19 protein-coding genes are annotated in these 20,161 nt (G+C 70.4%); 2 read left to right on the top strand and 17 right to left on the bottom strand.

The window, feature by feature from the left end:
- Window positions 1–20: 20 nt before the first annotated feature.
- Genes dapF through miaB form a run of 4 tightly spaced genes read right to left on the bottom strand, consistent with a single transcriptional unit; the run spans window position 21 to window position 3,823 of the window.
- Window positions 21–875 carry a diaminopimelate epimerase gene (gene dapF / locus QRO03_RS12650; protein WP_285137852.1) on the bottom strand — a complete coding sequence of 285 codons (855 nt, stop codon included), beginning with the start codon at window positions 873–875 and terminating at the stop codon, window positions 21–23.
- 34 nt (window positions 876–909) lie between these two features.
- Window positions 910–1,353 carry a GNAT family acetyltransferase gene (locus QRO03_RS12645; RefSeq protein ID WP_285137851.1) on the bottom strand — a complete coding sequence of 148 codons (444 nt, stop codon included), beginning with the start codon at window positions 1,351–1,353 and terminating at the stop codon, window positions 910–912.
- A complete protein-coding gene (miaA, locus tag QRO03_RS12640) occupies window positions 1,350–2,279 on the bottom strand; it encodes a tRNA (adenosine(37)-N6)-dimethylallyltransferase MiaA (RefSeq protein ID WP_285137850.1) in 930 nt (309 codons plus the stop codon). The genes QRO03_RS12645 and miaA overlap by 4 nt, the downstream gene beginning before the upstream one ends.
- The gene (gene miaB, locus QRO03_RS12635; RefSeq protein ID WP_285137849.1) at window positions 2,276–3,823 is read right to left on the bottom strand and encodes a tRNA (N6-isopentenyl adenosine(37)-C2)-methylthiotransferase MiaB; all 1,548 of its coding nucleotides are present in this window, start codon (window positions 3,821–3,823) and stop codon (window positions 2,276–2,278) included. The genes miaA and miaB overlap by 4 nt, the downstream gene beginning before the upstream one ends.
- Window positions 3,824–4,024: 201 nt before the next feature.
- Here miaB and QRO03_RS12630 point away from each other — a divergent pair, with 201 nt between their 5' ends.
- Window positions 4,025–6,706: a LuxR C-terminal-related transcriptional regulator gene (locus tag QRO03_RS12630; protein ID WP_285137848.1), complete on the top strand. Its 2,682-nt coding sequence runs from the start codon at window positions 4,025–4,027 to the stop codon at window positions 6,704–6,706.
- Window positions 6,707–6,850: 144 nt separating this feature from the next.
- Here the strand turns inward: QRO03_RS12630 and QRO03_RS12625 are convergent, their stop codons facing one another.
- The 10 genes from QRO03_RS12625 to dapA form a co-directional block, all read right to left on the bottom strand.
- A complete protein-coding gene (locus QRO03_RS12625; protein WP_285137847.1) occupies window positions 6,851–7,822 on the bottom strand; it encodes a regulatory protein RecX in 972 nt (323 codons plus the stop codon).
- Window positions 7,822–8,883 carry a recombinase RecA gene (recA, locus tag QRO03_RS12620; protein ID WP_285137846.1) on the bottom strand — a complete coding sequence of 354 codons (1,062 nt, stop codon included), beginning with the start codon at window positions 8,881–8,883 and terminating at the stop codon, window positions 7,822–7,824. The genes QRO03_RS12625 and recA overlap by 1 nt, the downstream gene beginning before the upstream one ends.
- A 474-nt stretch (window positions 8,884–9,357) precedes the next feature.
- On the bottom strand, window positions 9,358–9,582 hold the full coding sequence (locus QRO03_RS12615; RefSeq protein ID WP_285137845.1) for a DUF3046 domain-containing protein: 225 nt from the start codon (window positions 9,580–9,582) through the stop codon (window positions 9,358–9,360).
- A gap of 12 nt (window positions 9,583–9,594) precedes the next feature.
- Complete coding sequence (locus QRO03_RS12610) at window positions 9,595–9,903, bottom strand: helix-turn-helix domain-containing protein (RefSeq protein WP_055957830.1); 309 nt, start codon at window positions 9,901–9,903, stop codon at window positions 9,595–9,597.
- Window positions 9,904–10,095: 192 nt separating this feature from the next.
- Window positions 10,096–10,623: a CinA family protein gene (locus tag QRO03_RS12605; protein ID WP_502883041.1), complete on the bottom strand. Its 528-nt coding sequence runs from the start codon at window positions 10,621–10,623 to the stop codon at window positions 10,096–10,098.
- Window positions 10,620–11,204, bottom strand: coding sequence for a CDP-diacylglycerol--glycerol-3-phosphate 3-phosphatidyltransferase (gene pgsA, locus QRO03_RS12600; protein WP_285137844.1), 585 nt, complete (start codon window positions 11,202–11,204; stop codon window positions 10,620–10,622). The genes QRO03_RS12605 and pgsA overlap by 4 nt, the downstream gene beginning before the upstream one ends.
- Window positions 11,204–13,933 carry a DNA translocase FtsK gene (locus QRO03_RS12595; RefSeq protein WP_285137843.1) on the bottom strand — a complete coding sequence of 910 codons (2,730 nt, stop codon included), beginning with the start codon at window positions 13,931–13,933 and terminating at the stop codon, window positions 11,204–11,206. The genes pgsA and QRO03_RS12595 overlap by 1 nt, the downstream gene beginning before the upstream one ends.
- Window positions 13,934–13,983: 50 nt before the next feature.
- Window positions 13,984–14,475 carry a GNAT family N-acetyltransferase gene (locus QRO03_RS12590; RefSeq protein ID WP_285137842.1) on the bottom strand — a complete coding sequence of 164 codons (492 nt, stop codon included), beginning with the start codon at window positions 14,473–14,475 and terminating at the stop codon, window positions 13,984–13,986.
- Between the two features lie 162 nt (window positions 14,476–14,637).
- The gene (locus QRO03_RS12585) at window positions 14,638–16,314 is read right to left on the bottom strand and encodes a ribonuclease J (RefSeq protein ID WP_285137841.1); all 1,677 of its coding nucleotides are present in this window, start codon (window positions 16,312–16,314) and stop codon (window positions 14,638–14,640) included.
- Between the two features lie 77 nt (window positions 16,315–16,391).
- Entirely contained in the window at window positions 16,392–17,369 is a 978-nt protein-coding gene (gene dapA / locus QRO03_RS12580) for a 4-hydroxy-tetrahydrodipicolinate synthase (RefSeq protein ID WP_285137840.1), read from the bottom strand.
- A 96-nt stretch (window positions 17,370–17,465) separates the two neighbouring features.
- Here dapA and QRO03_RS12575 point away from each other — a divergent pair, with 96 nt between their 5' ends.
- Window positions 17,466–18,002 (top strand): NUDIX domain-containing protein, encoded by a 537-nt coding sequence (locus tag QRO03_RS12575; RefSeq protein WP_285137839.1) that lies wholly within the window; start codon window positions 17,466–17,468, stop codon window positions 18,000–18,002.
- A 37-nt stretch (window positions 18,003–18,039) separates the two neighbouring features.
- Here the strand turns inward: QRO03_RS12575 and QRO03_RS12570 are convergent, their stop codons facing one another.
- From QRO03_RS12570 to QRO03_RS12560, 3 genes are read right to left on the bottom strand one after another with little or no spacing between them, the layout of a single operon-like run.
- Entirely contained in the window at window positions 18,040–18,792 is a 753-nt protein-coding gene (locus tag QRO03_RS12570) for an SDR family NAD(P)-dependent oxidoreductase (RefSeq protein WP_285137838.1), read from the bottom strand.
- A gap of 1 nt (window position 18,793) precedes the next feature.
- Window positions 18,794–19,291, bottom strand: coding sequence for a dihydrofolate reductase (locus QRO03_RS12565; protein WP_285137837.1), 498 nt, complete (start codon window positions 19,289–19,291; stop codon window positions 18,794–18,796).
- Window positions 19,288–20,097, bottom strand: coding sequence for a thymidylate synthase (locus QRO03_RS12560; protein WP_285137836.1), 810 nt, complete (start codon window positions 20,095–20,097; stop codon window positions 19,288–19,290). Before QRO03_RS12560 ends, QRO03_RS12565 begins: the two co-directional genes overlap by 4 nt.
- Between the last annotated feature and the right edge of the window lie 64 nt (window positions 20,098–20,161).

Raw genomic sequence — 20,161 nt, 5'->3', positions numbered from 1 at the left:
CGCGCCGCATCGCCCGCCGGTCAGGCGAGTGCGACCTCGCCGGTGAACACCAGGGAGGCGGGGCCCGACAGGAACACCCGCCCGCCGAACACGCGCACGCCCAATGTGCCGCCCGGGGTGTCGACCACCCAGTGATCGGGCGCCGCCGGACCCGCCCAGTGCCGCACGGCGAGCGCGGCCGCGGCGACGCCGGTACCGCAACTCAGCGTCTCGCCGACACCGCGCTCGAACACGCGCAACCGGATCGCGCCGACGCCGTCGCGTACGAGCGGATCGGCCGGGACGACGAACTCCACGTTCGCGCCGTGCCGAGGAGCGGGGTCGAGCACGGGCTGGTACACGAGATCGAGACCGTCGAGCTCGGCGTCGGACGACAGGGCGACGACCACGTGCGGGTTCCCTACGTCGATGCCGACGCCCGGGCGCGCCACCGACAGACCTTTCGCGCGGACGAGGGTCTCGTCGGCATCCACCTCGAAGACCCCGAGGTCGACCTCGAAACCGCGGTCGCTGCGCGTGAGCGTCTTGACTCCCGCGCGGGTGCCGATGGGCAGCCCCTCGTCGATCGATGCGAGACCGGTGTCGGTCAGGTACCGCGCGAAGACGCGGGTGCCGTTGCCGCACATCTCCGCCTTCGAGCCGTCGGCATTGCGGTAGTCCATGAACCACTCGGCACCGGATGCCGCGGCATCCGCCCCCTCGACGATCGCCGTCGTGCGCACGACGCGCAGCAGTCCGTCGGCGCCGATGCCGAAGTGTCGGTCGCACAGGGCCGCGACCTGCGCGTCGGAGAGGTCGAGCTCGCCGTCGGGGTCGGCCACCACCACGAAGTCGTTGCCGGTGCCGTGGCCCTTGGTGAACGGAAGAGTCGCCATGTCTCCAGTCTAGGGAGCGGCCCGCCGTGATCGTTCAGTCGACGGCGGAGGGAGGACTGTCGACGATGAGACGTCTGCCGGTCGACCAGGTGTCGAACGGCTCGTAGCCGAGCGCATCGTAGAAGCCACGGGCGCCGGCGTTGTCGGGGCGCACCATGAGCTGCACCTTCGGACACCCCATGGCCTCGAGCAATCGCTCCGCCTCCTCGACCAGGACGCGACCGACACCCCGTCCGCGATGCGACGCCGCGACGGCGAGGTAGTACAGCCATCCACGGTGACCGTCGTAACCGGCCATGACACTGCCGACCACGCTGTCGACATCGACGGCCACGAGGAACAGCTCCGGCTGCACGGAGAGCTTGCGTCGGATGTCGGCGCGCGGGTCGTTCCAGGGGCGGGTGAGTCCGGCCGCGTCCCACAGCGCGACGACCGCCTCCTCGTCGGGGAGCGCGAAGGGACGGATCCGGACGTTCACGCGCCTCCCCCTCCCCCGGCGGCGAGACGTGTCGCATCCACACGGCGGGCGTCGACCCACGCGGCGTCGGCGTAGCGCCGGAACCACGACACCTGTCGGCGCGCGTAGCGCCGGGTGAGCGCTTGCGTCTCGGCGATCGCCTCCGCGCGGGTGAGGTCGCCCCGCAGCTGACCGAGGGCCTGCGCGTACCCGATGGCCCGCGCGGCGGTCACCCCCCGCTCGAGGCCGTCCGCGCGCAACGCGCGCACCTCGTCGACGAGACCCTGCTCCCACATGCGGTCGACACGCGCGTCGAGCAGCGGCACGAGCTCGTCCCGATCGATCGCCGTGGCGACGATCCGCGTGTGCGGATGCCAGAACTCCGGTGCGTCCGGAAGCGCACCGCCGTGCGTCTCTCCGCCCTGCGCCAGAACCTCGAGCGCGCGCACCACGCGGCGCCCGTTGCGCGGGTCGATGCGACCGGCGGCGACCGGGTCGGTCTCGCGCAGTCGTGCGTACAGCGCACCCGTCCCCGCGGCCTCCAGCTCGGCCTCCAAGCGTGCGCGCAGCGCCTCGTCGCGCGGAGGGAAACGGAAGTCCCACAGCACGCTCGACACGTACAGACCCGATCCCCCGACGAGGATCGCATCCGCACCGCGGCGGTGGATGTCGCTGATCACCGTGCGGGCGGCATCCTGATACCAGGCGACCGCGGCCTCGTCGGTCACGGCGAGGGCGTCGAACAGATGGTGCGGGATGCCGCGACGCTCGGCCTCGGGGACCTTGGCGGTGCCGATGTCCATGCCGCGGTAGAGCTGCATCGCATCGGCGTTGACGATCTCGGCGCGGCGCCCGCGGGCTGCGAGGGCGTCCGCCAGGTCGAGCGAGAGGCCGGTCTTGCCGGTCCCCGTCGCGCCGACGACCGCCCAGAGGACGGGCGCGGTCACACGCCGACGCGGAGGGTGGGAAGACCCAGCGACACCGCGCGCGGCGCGTCACTCTCGCCGGCGGGGGCGGGCACACCGCACGACTCGGCCTGCGAGCGGTCCCACGCGTCACCCGCGCGCGTGCGGCGGATCCGCAGGGGTGCGCCGTCGGGCGAGTCGGCGAGCAGGTGGAAGGGTGCCGCGTGCGTCACGGTCGCGGAGACGACGTCACCGGGTCGCGGTACGGGCGACCCCGCGGGCACCTCGACGTGCACGAGCCGGTTGTCCTCGGCGCGACCCGTGAGGCGGTGCGTCTCGGCATCCTTCTTGCCCTCGCCGGCCGAGATGAGCACGTCGAGGGTGCGGCCGAGCTGCTTCCGGTTCTCTTCGGCCGCGATCCTGTCCTGCAGGGCGGTGAGGCGTTCGTAGCGCTCCTGCACGACGGCCTTCGGCACCTGATCGGCCATCGTGGCCGCCGGGGTGCCCTCGCGAATGGAGTACTGGAAGGTGAAGGCGCTGGAGAAGCGGGAGGCCTCCACCACGCGCAGGGTCTCCTGGAAGTCCTCTTCGGTCTCGCCGGGGAAGCCGACGATGATGTCGGTCGTGATCGCCGCGTACGGGATGCGCTCGCGCACACGGTCCAGGATGCCGAGGAACTTCTCGCTCCGGTACGACCGGCGCATCGCCTTGAGGATGCGGTCGGAGCCGGACTGCAGCGGCATGTGCAGCTGCGGCATGACGGCCGGGGTCTCGGCCATCGCGGCGATGACGTCGTCGGTGAAGGCCGCCGGGTGGGGGCTCGTGAAGCGGATGCGCTCGAGGCCCTCGATCTCACCCGCGGCGCGCAGCAGCTTTCCGAAGGCGAGACGATCGCCGAACTCGACGCCGTAAGAGTTCACGTTCTGTCCGAGCAGCGTGACCTCGATCGCACCGTCGTCGACGAGCAGACGGATCTCGTTGAGGATGTCGCCCGGGCGACGGTCCTTCTCTTTGCCGCGCAGGCTCGGGACGATGCAGAACGTGCAGGTGTTGTTGCACCCCACGGAGATCGAGACCCACCCGCTGTGGATCGAGTCGCGCTTGGTGGGGAGGGTGGAGGGGAAGATCTCCAGCGACTCGAGGATCTCGAGCTCGGCCTCGCCGTTGTGCCGCGCACGCTCGAGCATGCCGGGCAGCGATCCCATGTTGTGCGTGCCGAAGACGACGTCGACCCAGGGGGCCTTCTGCTGCACGGCGTCCTTGTCCATCTGGGCGAGACACCCGCCGACGGCGATCTGCATGCCCGCGTGCGCGTCCTTGCGCGACTTGAGGTGACCGAGCGTGCCGTACAGCTTGCCGGCCGCGTTGTCGCGGACGGCGCACGTGTTGATGACGACGACGTCGGCCTCGACGCCGGCGTCGGCGCGCACGTATCCCGCACTCTCCAGGGAACCGGAGAGACGCTCTGAATCGTGCACGTTCATCTGGCATCCGAAGGTGCGGACCTCGTAGGTGCGCGGACCCTCGGCGCCCAGCGCGGCGGAGGACGGCGCGATCAGCGTCGGGGAGGAAACGGGGGTGGTCATGATGCGTGCAAGTCTAAGCGGCCCACCCCGGAGCCGCGCGGGTCGTCCACCCCCTGCTCTGCTGCCGCGTGGCGCCCCCGGGGCGCCGCAGGGCGGCGCACGGGGCGTGCTGTGGCGCGAACCGGGCAGAAGCCTGCGTCCGCCGGACGTGCACCACGCGTCCGCGGCGATAGCGTGTACCAACGGGTGCCAGGGGGAAGCATGCACAGCGACCGAAGGAAGCTGCGCTCGGTGGAAGCGATCGGCGCGGATCGGGATGCAGGGGCGTGGGCGGCGCGCGTCCTGGACGGAGCCTCGCTCGTCGTGGCGGGTCCGCGCGGGAGCGGTCGCAGTCATCTGCTGCGCGGGATCACCGCTGAGATCGAGCGTCTCGGCGGTCACGCCGTCGTTCTGCACACCGCCTCGGCTCTGTCGCGGGAGCCCTTCGGCGCGGTCGATGCCGCCGCCGACCCCGCGCTCGCGATGCTGCGGACACCCTCGGACGATCACACGGTCATGGACGGCGTGCTCGTCGTCGACGACATCGAGCTCCTCGATGCGGCGTCGGCGCAGGCGATCGCCCGCGCCGTGGCATCCCGGAGCCTCGTCGCGGTTCTTGCGCACCGCACCGCCCGACCTCGGGACATCGAGCCGCACGACGACGCGGACGGCGCCCGTCGCGGGCTGCGGGACCTCTGGGTCGAGGGGCTGGCGCGACGCGTCGATCTCACCGAACTGTCCGATGAGGATGCGTTCCGCCTCATCGACGTCTTCCCCGATGCGGGGCTCCTCGACAGCCCCACGCGCGCGGCGCTCGTGTGGCGCGCCGACCGTTCGAGGGCCCTTCTCCGCCGTCTCGTGCTGCACGCCATCGCGGACGCGCGGGCCGGTCGCGATCCGCTGGAGGCGTTCCGCTCGATCGCTCCACACAGCCGACTCGCCGTCGCGCTCGAACGGCACATGTCCGACATGCCCACCGACGACCTCGAGAGCCTCGCCGGTATCCGTCGTCTCGCCCATCTCGAGATGGCTGTGGCGACCCGGTTCTTCGAGGTCGACAGCCTCCAGGCGCTGACCGCGCGCGGACTCCTCCACGCGGACCCCTCGCCCGAACGCCGCCTCACGGCGAACGACCTCATCGCGCAGGAGGCGCAACGCCGACTGGGCGTCGCGCGGATCGACGCCCTCGTCGACGCCGTGGGACGACGGATGCTCGCGGAGTCGGACGAGTGGTGGAGTCCCGCCGTCGCCGTGACGATCGCTCAGCGCTGGCATCGTCTCGGCCCGCAGCTCTCCGGCGAAGCCGCCCACGCCCCGGCGGTCCGCGCGCGTATCGCCCTGGATGCCGCGCGAGAGGCGAATGATCGCGGGGACGCCTCACACGCGGCCGCCTACGCGGCGCGGGGGCTGAAGTCGGCGGACGTCCCCGCCCTCCGACTCGAAGCCGAGCTCGCCGCCCGGGTCGCGGTCGGCGCGGATGGGACCGACGACGGCGGCGACGTCGAGATGCGGCGTCGACTGGCCCGCGGCGTCGTCGAGGACCAGGGGCACGAGCGGCGAGGCGAAACCTCCCCCGATCGGGCTCTCGCAGACGCCCGCGTCGACGAGCTGCTCGCCCAGGCGGCACACGCAGGCGCGCGGCTGGAATGGACCGCAGCGGCCGAGTTCGCGGGGCGCGCCACCGCGGAGGTCTCGGCGGCACCGGCGGCACGCCTGCGCGCCCTCGTGGCGGCGGGCACGGCCGAGGCCATCGCCGGCGGCTGGCGGCGGGCGCGCGTCTGCTACCGCGCCGCAGAGCGCATGCTCGACGCGCGGTACGTCTCTGATGGGCTCCTCGCCCGCGACCGGCTCACGGCTCTCATCTCGATGCTGGCAGGTCATCAGATCGCCGGAGCCGATGGGGCCGCCGTGCACGCGCGCCTCGAGCGCGAACTGGCCCGGACCGCACGTGAAGGCGACGGGGCGGAGCTGACCCTGGCGGGCGCCGCGGCCGCGATCGCCTTCGCCGGCGCCGGGCGGGCCCTGGAGTCACGCCGCGAGTTGGCGTCGGCGATGTCCCGCACCCCGTCGGCCGTCGCCGACCTCGACACGACGATGATCGAGTTGAGCGTCGCCGAGGAACTCGCCCTGGCCGGCAGGTTCGACGACGCCCGCGCGATCCTCGTTCGTCTGGACGACCGCGGCATCCCCCTTCTGCGACGGAGCAGCCTGTACGTGCAGACGACCATCCTCGCGGCGGAGGGACGCCATGACGCCGCGCGCGTCGCGGCTCGCGGCGCGGCCGACCTGACGCGAGGTCGCTCGGCGGCGGCCCTGCGTATCCGCGACCTGTTCCGTCTGACCGCGTTGGGTGCCGCGAGCGAAGACGAGGTCGACGAGTTGGTGCAGCTCGCCGCGACCACCGACCTGCCCCTGGCGGCCGAGGCGGTCCGTCGGGCCTCGGCGCGATCGAGCGCGGAGGAAGACCTCCCCGTCGACGAGCTGCGCCTGCATGCGCTGTGGTCGACGCGTGACGTGAGCCGGGAACATTCCGACGCCATGGTCGATTTCCCTCGCCCGCCGGAGCTGAGCGTCGCGACGGGTGAGCTCACCGCGCGAGAGCACGAGATCGCGTTGATGGCCGACGAGGGCCTCACGAACCGCGAGATCGCGACCCGGCTGTTCCTGTCGGTGCGAACGGTGGAGTCGCACATCTACCAGGCACGCGCGAAGGTGGGCGCGGCGTCCCGCAAGGAGTTGGGGCGGATGGTCGCCGCCGAGGTCGAGCGCGAGCGGGCGGCGGCGCGCCCCTCGGCCCCGGTGGAGGACAACGGCGTAAACCCTGCGGCGCCCCCTGCGGACGAGCAGACGGCTGCGCTCCCTGATCTACCGGGGACGGCACCGCGGTTCACTCGTCGGGAGTGAAGCGCACGGAGCAAGACGCGCAGACGGCCGCGCCCCCTCATCTACCGGGGACGGCACCGCGGTTCACTCGTCGGGAGTGAAGTGCACAGAGCAAGACGCGCAGACGGCCGCGCCCCCCTCATCTACCGGGGACGGCACCGCGGTTCACTCGTCGGGGGTGAAGCGCACACCCGAGGCAGGACGGGTCGACGGCCGCGACCGACCGATGCCCGCTTCGGCCAGGGCCGAGCGTGCCGCCGTCAGAGCGACTGACGAGGGGTAGCCCCGGCGACCCAGTTGCCCGGCCAGGCGGCGGAGCGCCGCCTCGTACTCCACGCCCTCGACCGCACGCACCTTGGACCGGGCGAAATCGAGCGCACGTTCGGCGTCGTCATCGGGTAGGGCCGCGAGAGCCGCCTCGGCGACGTCTCGCGGGATGCCGCGCTTGCGCAGCGTCTCGGCCACGGCGCGACGGCCCTCTCCGCGCTTCTCGACGGCCGACATTGCCAGTTGTTCGGCGAACGTGGCGTCATCGAGATACCCGAGGTCGACGAAGTGATCGACGATCTCATCGGCGAGGAAATCATCAGCACCCTCTGTGCCACGCACCACGCCTCGCGCTTCGGAGAGAGACAGCGACCGCGACCGCAGCTTGCGCAGGAGCACCGCTTCGGCGCGCTGACGTGTCTCTTCCGTCGCCGCGACATCGTCGTCGTCGCCGCCGCGCGACGTCGTCGGGCCCGCGACAGCCTCGTTCGGTCCGGACGCGTCGTCGGCACCGCCGAGGTCTCGCAGTGGCCGCAGGCGGGGGCGCCTCGCGACCTGCCCGCCAGGGGCATCGGCAGCGGCATCCGCGGGCACGTCCGCGATGTCGCGTCCGAGCGACGGGTGCGCGGACGATGCCCGACTCCGCGAACCGAACAGCGGGATGACCGGTGCCAGGGCGTCGCCTTCGGATGCGCGCGGCACACCGTGGAGGATCCGCTGACCCTGACCGGGCGCATCCGATGCCGCGTCGGCTGCTCGGTCGTCGCCCGCTGCGCGGGCCCTACGGGCGTCGCCCGCCCCGGCGGCCCCGCGGGCATCGCCCGCCACGCCCGACGGGCGACGCCCCGAACCGTTACCGTCGTCTGTCATCACGCCGGGCGACGTGCGGCCAGCTCGTCGTCCGCGGGAGCGGCCCCGATAGCGTCGGCCGGAGTCCCACCGATGCCGAGCTTGTTCTTGATCTTCGTCTCGATCTCCGTCGCGATGTCGGGGTTCTTGATGAGGAAGTTGCGCGCGTTCTCTTTGCCCTGCCCGAGCTGCTCGCCCTCGTAGGTGTACCACGCACCGGACTTCTTCACGATCGCGTGCTCGACACCGAAGTCGATCAGGCTGCCCTCTCGCGAGATGCCGATGCCGTAGAGGATGTCGAACTCGGCCTGCTTGAACGGCGGGGCCATCTTGTTCTTGACGACCTTCACACGCGTGCGGTTACCGACTGCCTCGGTGCCGTCCTTCAGCGTCTCGATACGACGGATGTCGAGGCGAACCGACGCGTAGAACTTCAGCGCCTTTCCTCCGGCGGTGGTCTCGGGCGAACCGAAGAACACACCGATCTTTTCGCGCAGCTGGTTGATGAAGATCGCCGTCGTCTTGGTGTTGCTCAGGCCACCGGTGAGCTTGCGGAGGGCCTGCGACATGAGGCGGGCCTGCAGACCGACGTGCGAGTCGCCCATCTCACCCTTGATCTCGGCCTCGGGAACCAGCGCCGCCACGGAGTCGATGACGACGAGGTCGATCGCTCCCGAACGGATCAGCATGTCGGCGATCTCGAGGGCCTGCTCGCCGGTGTCGGGCTGCGACACGAGGAGGGCGTCGATGTCGACACCGAGCTTCTTGGCGTACTCGGGGTCGAGGGCGTGCTCGGCGTCGATGAACGCCGCGATGCCGCCGGCGCGCTGCGCGTTGGCGATGGCGTGCAGCGTCAGGGTCGTCTTACCCGACGACTCCGGCCCGTAGATCTCGATGATACGGCCGCGCGGCAGACCGCCGATGCCGAGGGCCACGTCGAGCGCGACGGACCCCGTGGGGATGGTCTCGATGGGCGCACGCTCATCGCTGCCCAGTCGCATGACCGAGCCCTTTCCGAACTGACGGTCGATCTGTGCGAGGGCCGACTCGAGGGCCTTCTCGCGCTCTGCGGGTGAGGGCATGACATCTTCTTTCTGCTCGCGTTCCGGTCGCCTATAGGCTGTCGCGTCTTCCACCGACGGTGGATCAACCCGACAAGGCGTTCAGGTGTCGTTCGACGTTCTCCACGTTAGGGAGGGCCTCCGACATTGGTGTCGGATCACCGCCCATATGGGGACGAACACGTCACTTTCCCTGCTGTGAAGGAGCCTACGCCCCGATCGAACGTAGTTTCGAGGACACGCCGAGAAGTTATGTACGAATGTCGTACGCGACGGCGTCGGCGGTATCGACCTCCAGGCGGGCGCAGCGCTGCCACGGGGCGACGCGCACGTCATGACGGCAGCACGACCTCGCACCCCGGAGTCCCAGAGGACGGGAACGACGCGCACGTCACGACAGCAGCGCGACCTCGTGCCCCGGAGTCCCGCGGGGCGAACGACGACGCGCCCGTCACGACGGCGACGCGACCCGGGACCGTACCGGGGACGCGTCGTTCAGGACCGACGCGGTTCCAGCCGGCCGACGCCGTAACGCCGATTGTCGGGCACATCGGTCTCTTCGCAGAGAGCCAGCCAGACCTCGCGCGGTTCGACGCCCGCGGCCAAGGCGTCGGCGCTGGTTCGGCCACCGACGGCCGAAAGGACCAGATCGGTGAGAAGCGACCCACCGCGCGCGCCGAACTCATCGGTGACGGCGCGATCGAACTCGCTACGACGCATGTGCGGGAAGGATCAGCGGAGCGAGAGCTCAGGCTCGACCGACGCCACCAGCTCGTCGGGGACGACGTCGGGGAAGGTCTGCAGGCCTTCGAGCACCGACAGGCGGTCGCCCACCTGACGCATGATCGTCGAGATGGGAACGTCGAGGGCCTCGGCCACGGAGGCGAGGATCTCGCTGGACGCTTCTTTCTGACCGCGCTCGACCTCGCTGAGATAACCGAGGGCCACGCTCGCGCGGCTGGCGACCTGGCGGAGGGTGCGCCCCTTCTGCTGGCGGAGGTCACGCAGGACTTCGCCGATCTCTTGACGAACCAGGATCATTTTGGGGCCCTCCTCACTGCTGATTCCGTCGTCGCCCGAATGGACGACTGTGAAACACCGTCTGTGGTCACCCTAATGCCGCGCGCTGTGCACCGGATGGGAATCGCTGGACGAAACCAGGATGTGCGATCATTTGTTCCCGCAATCCTCGACGGTGCGCGATCGACGACGGGGCACCGTCCCGGAGGCCCGTCACAGCGCAGCCAACGCGCGTCGGATGGCCAGATGGGCGGTCTCTCGGCGGATGCGTTCTCTGTCGCCCGCGATGACGAGCGAGTCGACGCGGGTACCGAGGGGGGTCGACACGGCGATGTGCACGGTTCCCACGGGCTGGCCGTCTTGCTCGTCGGGCCCGGCGACCCCGGTCGTCGCGATTCCGACATCGGCGGCGACACCGTCACGGCCGAGCACGTCACGCACACCCCTCGCCATCTGCCGCGCGACACGGGGGTGGACGGCCCCGTGGGCGTCGAGGAGCGCTTGATCGACGCTCAGCAGACCGTGCTTCAGGTCGGTCGCGTAGGCGACCACTCCCCCGCGCACCGCGCGCGAAGCACCCGGGACGTCGACGAGGGAAGAGACGACGAGGCCGCCGGTGAGGGACTCGGCGACGGCGATCGTCCACCCGAGCTCCCCGAGACGCTCGAGCAGCAGCGCGGCGCTTTCTCGGGGCGTCCTTACGACGGTCTCGTCGAAGTCCTCGGGGACGGCGTCGATCACCGGCTCCTGCGCTTCCGCGACGCGCGCACCTCGGTCACGATGTAGTCGATGCCCGACGCGATCGTGAGGATCACCGCGATCGTCATCGTCACCACGCTCGCCCACCACACGGCGCTCTGCCACGCCGCCGCGTCCGACAGGCTGGCGAGCGGCAGGAGGGCGATCGATAGCGCGATCGATTGGAAGACGGTCTTGAGCTTGCCCATCCAGGCAGCGGCGAGCACGTGATCGCTGACGACGATGAAGCGGTAGACGGTGATGCCGATCTCGCGCACGAGCACGACGATCGTGACCCACCAGTCGAGCTCGCCCAGGATCGAGAGGCCGACGAAGGCGACCCCCGTCAGCACCTTGTCGGCGATGGGGTCGAGGAGCTTGCCGAGATCGCTGACGATGTTGTACCGGCGCGCGATGTAGCCGTCGACGCCGTCGGTGGCGATCGCCACGATGAACAGCACCGCCGCCGCCCATCGCAACCCGCCGTCCTCCCCGGCGTCGGCCAGGAGCATCCACAGGAAGATCGGCGCACAGAGGATGCGCGCGATTGTGATCGCGTTGGGCAGCTGAGGATGCACGGCCATCAGTCGCGTCCCGTCAACTGCCAGGCGTCTTCCGAACCTTCGTCGTCATCGTCGTCGACCACCGGGAGACCCTCGAACTGCGCCTCGATCGGATCGTCGCCGTACCGGTCGTCGGAAGCCGCGGCCGCGGGCGCGGACGGGGTGTCGTCGCCGCGCAGGCGGGCCATCACCGCCGGCAGCTGCTCGTTGGTGACGAGCACATCGCGTGCCTTCGACCCCTCGGAGGGGCCGACGATCTCGCGCGACTCGAGGAGGTCCATCAGACGCCCGGCCTTCGCGAAGCCGACGCGGAGCTTGCGCTGCAGCATCGAGGTCGAACCGAATTGGGTCGACACGACGAGCTCGGCGGCGGCGAGGAGCAGCTCGAGGTCGTCTCCGATGTCGGCGTCGATCTCTTTCTTCTCGGCCGCGGCCTGCACGTCGGAGCGATACTCGGGGCGAGCCTGCTGCGTGACGTGCGCGACGACCTTCTCGATCTCCTGTTCGCTCACCCACGCGCCCTGCACCCGCAGCGCCTTGGAGGCGCCCATCGGGAGGAACAGTCCGTCGCCCTGACCGATCAGACGGTCGGCGCCCGGCTGGTCGAGGATGACGCGGGAGTCGGTGACGCTCGTCACCGCGAACGCGAGACGGGACGGCACGTTGGCCTTGATCAGTCCCGTCACGACGTCGACCGACGGTCGCTGGGTAGCCAGGACGAGGTGGATGCCGCTGGCGCGGGCGAGCTGCGTGATACGCACGATCGAGTCTTCGACGTCGCGGGGAGCGACCATCATGAGGTCGGCGAGCTCGTCGACGACCACGAGGAGGTACGGGTAGGGCTTGAGGACGCGCTCACTGCCCACCGGCAGTTTCAGTTCGCCCGCGACGACGGCCCGGTTGAAGTCGTCGATGTGACGGAACCCGAACGACGCGAGGTCGTCGTAGCGCATGTCCATCTCTTTCACGACCCACTGCAGCGCCTCGGCGGCCTTCTTCGGGTTCGTGATGATGGGGGTGATGAGGTGCGGGACACCCGCGTAGGAGGTCAGTTCGACGCGCTTCGGGTCGATGAGCACCATGCGCACGTCGGACGGCTTCGCCCGCATGAGCAGGCTCGTGATCATCGAGTTCACGAAGCTCGACTTGCCGGAACCGGTGGAACCGGCGACCAGCAGGTGGGGCATCTTCGCGAGGTTGGCCACGACGAACCCGCCGCCGACGTCTTTGCCGACGCCGATGGTCATGGGGTGGGTCGAGGTGGTGGCGGCATCCGACCGGAGGATGTCGCCGAGCGTCACGATCTCACGGTCGGCGTTGGGGATCTCGACGCCGATCGCGCTCTTGCCCGGAATGGGGGCGAGGATGCGCACCTCGTTCGAGGCGACGGCGTAGGCGATGTTGTTGGTCAGAGCGGTGATGCGCTCGACCTTGACGCCGTGCCCCACCTCGATCTCGTACTGCGTGACCGTCGGGCCACGCGAGAACCCGGTGACGCGCGCGTCGACCTTGAACTGCTGCATGACGCTCTCGATGGCCGCGACGACCGCGTCGTTGGCGGCGGAGCGCGCCTTCGGCGGCGTGCCGCTGGCCAGCGCGGTGACGGCAGGGAGGCGGTAGTTCGCCGCCGGCGGCGCACCGGCGTTGTCGCCGCCGAGGCCCGCGATGCCGGGCAGATCGTCGTCGTCGATGCTGTCGTCGACGGGCGAGTCGTCGTGGAGCCCGCGGCCGGACGCCGCCGCCTGGAGGACGCGCGGATCGAAGACCTCTGTCACCGCATCGGGGGCCGGGGGTCGCGGCGGCGGCGTCACCGACGGCGTCGCCGCGCGCGGTGCGACCGGCTCGGGGGCCACGACGGCCGACTCGAAGCCACCCTGCGGCGTCCCCGGGGACAGCAACGTCGTGAGGTCGTCGGACCCGAGCGCGCCGTCGGTGTCTTCTTCGCGCCCGGAACGATTGCGACGCCACCAGGGCAGCGATTTCTCTGCGGCCGTGTCATCGTCGTCGTCGACGGGGAGGGCCTTGGTGGCGGGGTCGGGCCGTTCGGTGCGTTCGACGCCGAACATCCACGCGTAGAGGTCGCCCAGACGGCGACCGATGCGATTGGGCGGCGTCTTGGTGAGGATCAGAACGCTCAACACGACGAGTACGGACAGCGCGATGTAGGCGCCGACGTCGGTGAGGACGAGCGCGAGGGGCTCGCCGACGATCCACCCGGCGATCCCACCGGCTGGGCTCAGCGCGGGCAGGCCGCCCTCGTTGGGAACGGGACGAGCGCCCGCGACGTGCAGGAAGCCGGCCAGGGTCACGACGAACAGGCCGAAGCCGATCCCCACCCGCCCGTTGTCGTGGACGGACGCCGGGTGGCGGAACAGCCAGCCCGCGAGCAGGAGCAGCAGCACCGGCAGCACGAAGGCGACGCGACCGACGAGGGCGCCGAAGCTGTAGGCGCTGATGAGCGCAGCGGCATCCGTTCCGATGAAGAACCACTCCACGACCGCACCGATCACGGCGAGCACGACGAGGAAGAACGGGAATCCGTCGCGACGCTGATCGCGCTCGAGGGTCTCGGGGCCGAACGCGCGGAACATGCCGCCCACGCCGTGGGCGACGGCCATCCACGCGCGGACGGCTACCGCGGGCTTCTCGGGCTCGTCGACATAGCGCTTGGGCGCGGGAGCGGGGGCCTTGGACCGCGCCGACCCCTTAGCGGGGGCGCGGCCGCCGGACGGGGACGAGGTACGAGCCATTCTTCCACGGTAGGCGGCACCTCCGACATTCGCTCGCACCGACGCGGGGTTCAGCCCAGCCGCTTGACCATGGCGTCGCGTCCGATCCCCCGGCGGACGACCGCGAAGCCCTCCGATCGGTACAGCGTGACCGCGTAGTTGTCCCGCTCGACGCTGAGGCTGATGCGCGCGTAGCCCTCGCCGCGGGCGTGGTCGGTGAGCCGCCGCAGCAGGGCACGACCGGTCCCGTGGGCTCGCCACACCGGCCTCACGCCGATGATCAGTTCGGGGACGCCGGTGCCCACCCACCCGAATCCGGGCTCGTCGCGCGGCAGCATGCGGTACCACGCGGCTCCCACCGGCTCGCCGCCGGGCGACTCCGCGACGAAACCTGCGTCGCCGGGACGGAGCCAGCCGGCGATGTACCTGCTGTACTCCGGGCTGCTGATGATCTCGTGGCGCGGACGCGCGGCGCCGGCACGCCAGTTGGCGGCCTCGACGGCCATGTCGGCCAGGAACACGCCGTCGGACCGGAGCGCCGCGCGGATCGGGAGAGCGGGCATGCCCGCATGATAGCGACAAGCGGCACCCGTGACGGAACGCCGGGGTCAGCGGGGCAGCAGGGCTCGCCACTCCCGGGCCCGCACACGACGATCACCGACGAAGACAGCCCACCGTGGCAGACGACGAAGCGCCGCGGGCGAACCCGCGGCGCTTCGTGACGATCAGGCCTCGATGACCATCGGCACGATCATCGGCCGACGGCGCAGCGACTGGTTGACCCAGCGTCCGATGGTGCGGCGCACGACCTGCTGGAGCGCGTGGTTGTCGCGGACACCCGACTTCGCCGCCTCGGCCAGTGCCGCGGCGATCTTGGGCTTGACGCTGTCGAAGACCTTGTCGTCCTCGGCGAAACCACGGGCGTGGATCTCGGGACCCGAGATGATCTTCCCCGTCGCCGAATCGACGACGACGATCACCGAGATGAAGCCCTCCTCGCCCAGGATGCGGCGGTCCTTCAGGTCGGCATCCGTGATCTCGCCCACCGACGAACCGTCGACGTAGACGAATCCGATGTCGACCTGGCCCACGACGCGGGCGACGCCGTCGCGGAGGTCCACCACGGTGCCGTTCTCGCCGAGGATCGTGTTCTCTTCCGGGATCCCCGTCTCGCGCGCGAGCTTCGCGTTCGCCATCAGGTGGCGGTACTCGCCGTGCACGGGCAGGACGTTCTTGGGCTTGAGGATGTTGTAGCAGTAGAGCAGTTCGCCTGCGGCGGCGTGACCCGACACGTGCACCTTGGCGTTGCCCTTGTGCACCACGGTCGCGCCGAGCTTGGTCAGCCCGTCGATCACGCGGTAGATCGCGTTCTCGTTCCCGGGGATCTGGCTGGATGCCAGGATGATCGTGTCGCCCTCGCCCGGTTCGATCGCGTGGTCGAGGTTGGCCATGCGGCTGAGCACCGCCATCGGCTCGCCCTGCGAACCGGTCGACATGTAGACGATCTTGTCGTCGGGAAGGTCGCGGGCCTTCTTGTAGTCGATCAGCACCCCGTCGGGGACGTTGAGGTAGCCGAGATCGGCGGCGATGCCCATGTTGCGCACCATGCTGCGGCCGAGCAGCGCCACGCGGCGTCCGTTCGCGTGCGCGGCGTCGAGCACCTGCTGCACACGGTGCACGTGGCTCGAGAAGCTCGCCACGACGACACGGCGCGGCGCGCGCGCGATGACCTGGTCGAGCACGGGGCCGATCGCCTTCTCGGCGGGGGTGAAGCCCGGCACGTCGGCATTGGTGGAGTCCACCAGGAACAGGTCGACGCCCTCCTCGCCGAGGCGCGCGAAGGCGCGGAGGTCGGTGATGCGGCCGTCGAGCGGGAGCTGGTCCATCTTGAAGTCGCCCGTGGCCAGCACGAGGCCCGCGGGTGTGCGGATGGCGACGGCGAGGGCGTCGGGGATGGAGTGGTTGACGGCGACGAACTCGAGGTCGAACGGACCGACCTGTTCACGCTGGCCCTCTTTCACGGTCAACGTGTAAGGGCGGATCCGGTGCTCCTTCAGCTTCGCCTCGATGAGCGCGAGCGTGAGACCGGAGCCGATGAGGGGGATGTCGCCCTTGAGCTTCAGCAGGTAAGGGACCGCACCGATGTGGTCTTCGTGGCCGTGCGTGAGGACGACGCCGACGACGTCGTCGAGACGGTGCTTGATGGGTTCGAAGTCGGGCAGGATCAGGTCGACCCCGGGCTGGTGCTCCTCGGGGAACAGCACGCCGCAGTCGACGACGAGGAGCTTGCCCTCGTACTCGAACACGGTCATGTTGCGACCGACCTCACCGAGGCCGCCGAGCGGGATGACGCGCAGCGTACCGGGAGCGAGGGCGGGGGGATCGTAGACGGTCGTGGGCATATTGCCTCCTCGGATGCCACCGCGTGGCATCTCTTCGTGTGGCGTCCCTGGCCGCGGATCGGCGGACGCCCATGTTCTTATCGCGTGGTGCCGTGCACCTTCGGCAGGGCACCGCCGGCGGCCGCGTTGCGGTCGGGGCGGAAGTTGGAGAAGTCGGCGCCGGCGACGTCTTTCACGAGGGCCAGCTCGTCTTCGATCACGGCGGCCTCCCACTCTTCGGGGCCCACGAGGGGCAGACGCACGCGCGGGCTGCCGATGCGGCCGAGGCCGTGCAGGATGTACTTCGCCGCGACCGTGCCCGGGACGTGCGTCATGACCGCGCGCACGAGGGGCTCGAGGCCCTTGTGGGCGGCGGTGGCGGATGCCAGGTCGCCGGCGTTGACGGCATCGACGATCGTGCGGTACGGGGCCGCGGCGATGTTGGCCGTCACGCCGATGAGGCCCGACGCTCCGATCGACAGATGCGGGAGCACGTTGGCGTCGTCGCCCGAGAAGTACATCAGGTCGGTCTGGTTCAGCACGCGGCTGACCTCGCTGAAGTCGCCCTTGGCGTCTTTGATCGCGAGGATGTTGGGGTGCTTGGCGAGGCGCAGGATCGTCTCGTATTTGATGGGCACGCCCGTGCGGCCGGGGATGTCGTAAAGGATGACCGGCAGGTCTGTCGCGTCGGCGACGAGGCGGAAGTGCGTCAGGATGCCGGCCTGCGTGGGCTTGTTGTAGTACGGCGTGACGATCATGATGCCGTCGGCGCCGGCCTTCTCGCTGGCCCGGTAGAGCTCGATGGCGTGCGCGGTCTCGTTGGATCCGCCACCGGTGATGATCTTGGCGCGTCCGGCCGAGACGTCTTTTCCGACCTCGACCAACCGCAGCTTCTCGGGGTCGGTGAGGGTGGAGGTCTCACCCGTGGTCCCCGTGACGACGATGCCGTCGGCCCCGGCGGTGATGACGTCGTCGATGTGCTTCTCGGTGGCGGGCCAATCGACTTCGCCGTCGGCGGTCATCGGGGTGATGAGCGCGACGAGCACCTGACCGAAGGGATTGCCGGAGTGCGTCATACGTCCAGGTTATCTGTTCGGCGGGCGCCTCCCCCGGCCCGGGGCGCCCGTCGCGGGTGAACAATCCCCGACGGGGGTGCGGCCTAGGGTGGCGGCATGGCCTGGAGCACTCGCGCGACGCGCACCGTGTACGAGAATCGCTGGATCCACGTTCGCGAGGACGAGGTGACCGGACCGCACGGCGACGGCATCTACGGTGTCGTGCGGATGCAGCATCCCGCGGTGTTCGTGATCGCGCTCGACGAGGCGGACCGCGTCTGCCTGATCGAGCTGGACCGCTACACGACGGGGCGCTCGATCGAGGTTCCCGCGGGCGGCTCCGACGGGGAGGATCCGTTGGCGGCCGCCCAGCGCGAGCTCCTCGAGGAGACGGGGATCACGGCATCCGAGTGGCAGTCCCTCGGGCGCATGAACGCCCTCAACGGCATCGCGGACGCCCCCGAGCACGTCTTCCTCGCGCGGGGTCTGACGGTGGCGGATGCCGCGGCCTCGCAGCGCGAGGAGGGGATAGACGCCGTGAGGTGGGTGCCGTTCGCCGATGCCCTGCGCCTCATGGCCGACGGCGAGATCACCGACGGCGAGACGATCGCGGCGCTGGCTTTCGCGGGCATCCGGCTGGGGCGGTTCCGCTGACCGCGACCGCGTGAGGGTCGGCGCGCCGTGGTGCGCCTCAGCGCCCTCGTGAGGCCGCCTTGACGACAGCGCCGTCGGGGAGCAGGCGCGAACCCGCCACCAGCATCTTGTAACGCCACGACGGCACGCTCACCGCGCGCCCGCGGGCGGACGCACGGAGCCCCTGCCGCACGACCGTCTCGGCGTCGAGCCACAGACCGGGTGCGACCCCCTCCTGCCCGGGGGCGAGACCGAGGCGCTCGTGGAACTTCGTGTGCACGAAGCCGGGGCACACCGCGGTCACGGTGACGCCCCGGGGCCGGTAGACCACGTTCGCCCATCGGCTGAACGAGATGAGCCAGCCCTTCGCCGCGCCATAGGTGCCGCGCGGCACGAAGCCGGCCACGGAGGCGACGTTGACGATGCGACCCCTCCCCCGCGCGAGCATGGGCCCGAGCGCGGCATGGGTGAGACGCATGGCCGCTTCCACGTGCAGTCGCAGGTGCCGCACTTCGTCGTCGATCGGATTGCGGGCGAAAGCGAGATCGAGTCCGAAACCGGCGTTGTTGACGAGCACGTCGACGCCGTCGGCGAGACGCGCTTCGACCGCGGCGAGCGCGTCGTCGTCGAGCAGATCGGCGGCGAGCACCTCGACCCGCGCCCGGTGGCGATCGCGCAGGTCGGTGGCGAGGGCCTCGAGCGCGACGCGATCACGCGCGACGACCACGAGGTCTGCCCCGCGGGCGGCGAGCTGGCGGGCGAACTCGGCACCGAGTCCCGAGCTGGCGCCGGTGATCAGCGCGGTCGCCACGTCAGCGCTCCGACGGGCGGAGGGTCTCGAAGCGGTACCGGACGCCGCTCGTCGACGTGTGCCAGCCCTCGGCGGGGTCGCCGGACACCGCGCGCCACCCGTCGAGCGACGGGGCGAAGGTGTCGCCCTCGACGTCGACGTCGAGACGGGTCAGTTCGATGACGTCGGCGCGGTGGATGGCCTCGGCGTAGAGGTGACCACCCCCGATGACCCAGACCTCGTCACCCGCGGCCAGGGAGAGCGCATCGTCGAGAGACGCGGCGCGTTCAGCTCCGTCGGCCGCCCAGTCCGCGGAACGGGTGACCACGATGTTGCGGCGACCCGGGAGCGGCCGAAATCGCGGAGGAAGCGACTCCCACGTGCGCCGCCCCATGATCACGTCGGACGACCCCGTGACCGCCCGGAAGTGCGCCAGGTCTTCGGGCACGTGCCACGGCATCCCCCCGTCGGCGCCGATGACGCCGTCGTGCGCCTGCGCCCAGACGAGCCCGACGGTCATACCGCGACGGCTCCGCGGATGGCGGGGTGGTGCTGGTAGTCGTCGATGACGATGTCGTCGTACCGGTAGTCGAGGATCGACTCCGGCGTGCGCACGAATCGCAGGGTCGGGTACGGGTAGGCCTCGCGGCTCAGCTGCTCGCGCACCTGCTCCTGATGGTTGTCGTAGACGTGGCAGTCGCCGCCCGTCCAGACGAACTCGCCCGGCTCCAAGCCCGTCTGCTGCGCGACCATGAGGGTGAGCATCGCGTAGGACGCGATGTTGAACGGGACGCCCAGGAACATGTCGGCGCTGCGCTGGTAGAGCTGACACGACAGCTTGCCGTCGGCGACGTAGAACTGGAACAACGCGTGGCAGGGCGCGAGCGCCATGTCGGGGATGTCGGCGGGGTTCCACGCCGACACGATGAGCCGACGCGAGTCGGGGTCGCGGCGGATCTGCTCGATGACCTGGGTGATCTGGTCGATGGTGCCGCCGTCCGCGGTCGGCCACGAGCGCCACTGCACGCCGTAGACGGGGCCGAGTTCGCCGTCGGCATCCGCCCACTCGTCCCAGATCGAGACGCCGTTCTCCTGCAGCCAGGCGACATTCGACTCCCCGCGCAGGAACCACAGCAGTTCGTACACGATCGATTTGAGGTGCACGCGCTTCGTGGTGACGAGGGGGAAGCCCTCGGCCAGATCGAAACGGATCTGTCGACCGAAGACGCTCGTGGTGCCGGTGCCCGTCCGATCGGACTTGTGCACCCCCGTCGCGAGGACGTCGCGGAGCAGGTCTTCGTAAGGGGTGGGGATGTCGGCTGTCACGCGGTTCACGATACCCGCGTGGGAGCCGGGAGGAGGGGACGCCGGCGGCACAGGGGACGGACTC

Origin of the sequence: Microbacterium sp. lyk4-40-TSB-66 (genome assembly GCF_030209475.1) — a bacterium.
Classification (GTDB): domain Bacteria; phylum Actinomycetota; class Actinomycetes; order Actinomycetales; family Microbacteriaceae; genus Microbacterium.
This window is presented reverse-complemented; position numbering and strand designations above follow the sequence as displayed.

Excerpts from the sequence above, each read along its gene's own strand:
- dapF (WP_285137852.1), bottom strand. The coding sequence starts at position 875 with ATGGCGACTCTTCCGTTCACCAAGGGCCACGGCACCGGCAACGACTTC.
- miaB (WP_285137849.1), bottom strand. The coding sequence starts at position 3,823 with ATGACCACCCCCGTTTCCTCCCCGACGCTGATCGCGCCGTCCTCCGCC.
- QRO03_RS12630 (WP_285137848.1), top strand. The coding sequence starts at position 4,025 with ATGCACAGCGACCGAAGGAAGCTGCGCTCGGTGGAAGCGATCGGCGCG.
- QRO03_RS12625 (WP_285137847.1), bottom strand. The coding sequence starts at position 7,822 with ATGACAGACGACGGTAACGGTTCGGGGCGTCGCCCGTCGGGCGTGGCG.
- recA (WP_285137846.1), bottom strand. The coding sequence starts at position 8,883 with ATGCCCTCACCCGCAGAGCGCGAGAAGGCCCTCGAGTCGGCCCTCGCA.
- QRO03_RS12615 (WP_285137845.1), bottom strand. The coding sequence starts at position 9,582 with ATGCGTCGTAGCGAGTTCGATCGCGCCGTCACCGATGAGTTCGGCGCG.
- QRO03_RS12610 (WP_055957830.1), bottom strand. The coding sequence starts at position 9,903 with ATGATCCTGGTTCGTCAAGAGATCGGCGAAGTCCTGCGTGACCTCCGC.
- pgsA (WP_285137844.1), bottom strand. The coding sequence starts at position 11,204 with ATGGCCGTGCATCCTCAGCTGCCCAACGCGATCACAATCGCGCGCATC.
- QRO03_RS12595 (WP_285137843.1), bottom strand. The coding sequence starts at position 13,933 with ATGGCTCGTACCTCGTCCCCGTCCGGCGGCCGCGCCCCCGCTAAGGGG.
- QRO03_RS12590 (WP_285137842.1), bottom strand. The coding sequence starts at position 14,475 with ATGCCCGCTCTCCCGATCCGCGCGGCGCTCCGGTCCGACGGCGTGTTC.
- QRO03_RS12585 (WP_285137841.1), bottom strand. The coding sequence starts at position 16,314 with ATGCCCACGACCGTCTACGATCCCCCCGCCCTCGCTCCCGGTACGCTG.
- dapA (WP_285137840.1), bottom strand. The coding sequence starts at position 17,369 with ATGACGCACTCCGGCAATCCCTTCGGTCAGGTGCTCGTCGCGCTCATC.
- QRO03_RS12575 (WP_285137839.1), top strand. The coding sequence starts at position 17,466 with ATGGCCTGGAGCACTCGCGCGACGCGCACCGTGTACGAGAATCGCTGG.
- QRO03_RS12565 (WP_285137837.1), bottom strand. The coding sequence starts at position 19,291 with ATGACCGTCGGGCTCGTCTGGGCGCAGGCGCACGACGGCGTCATCGGC.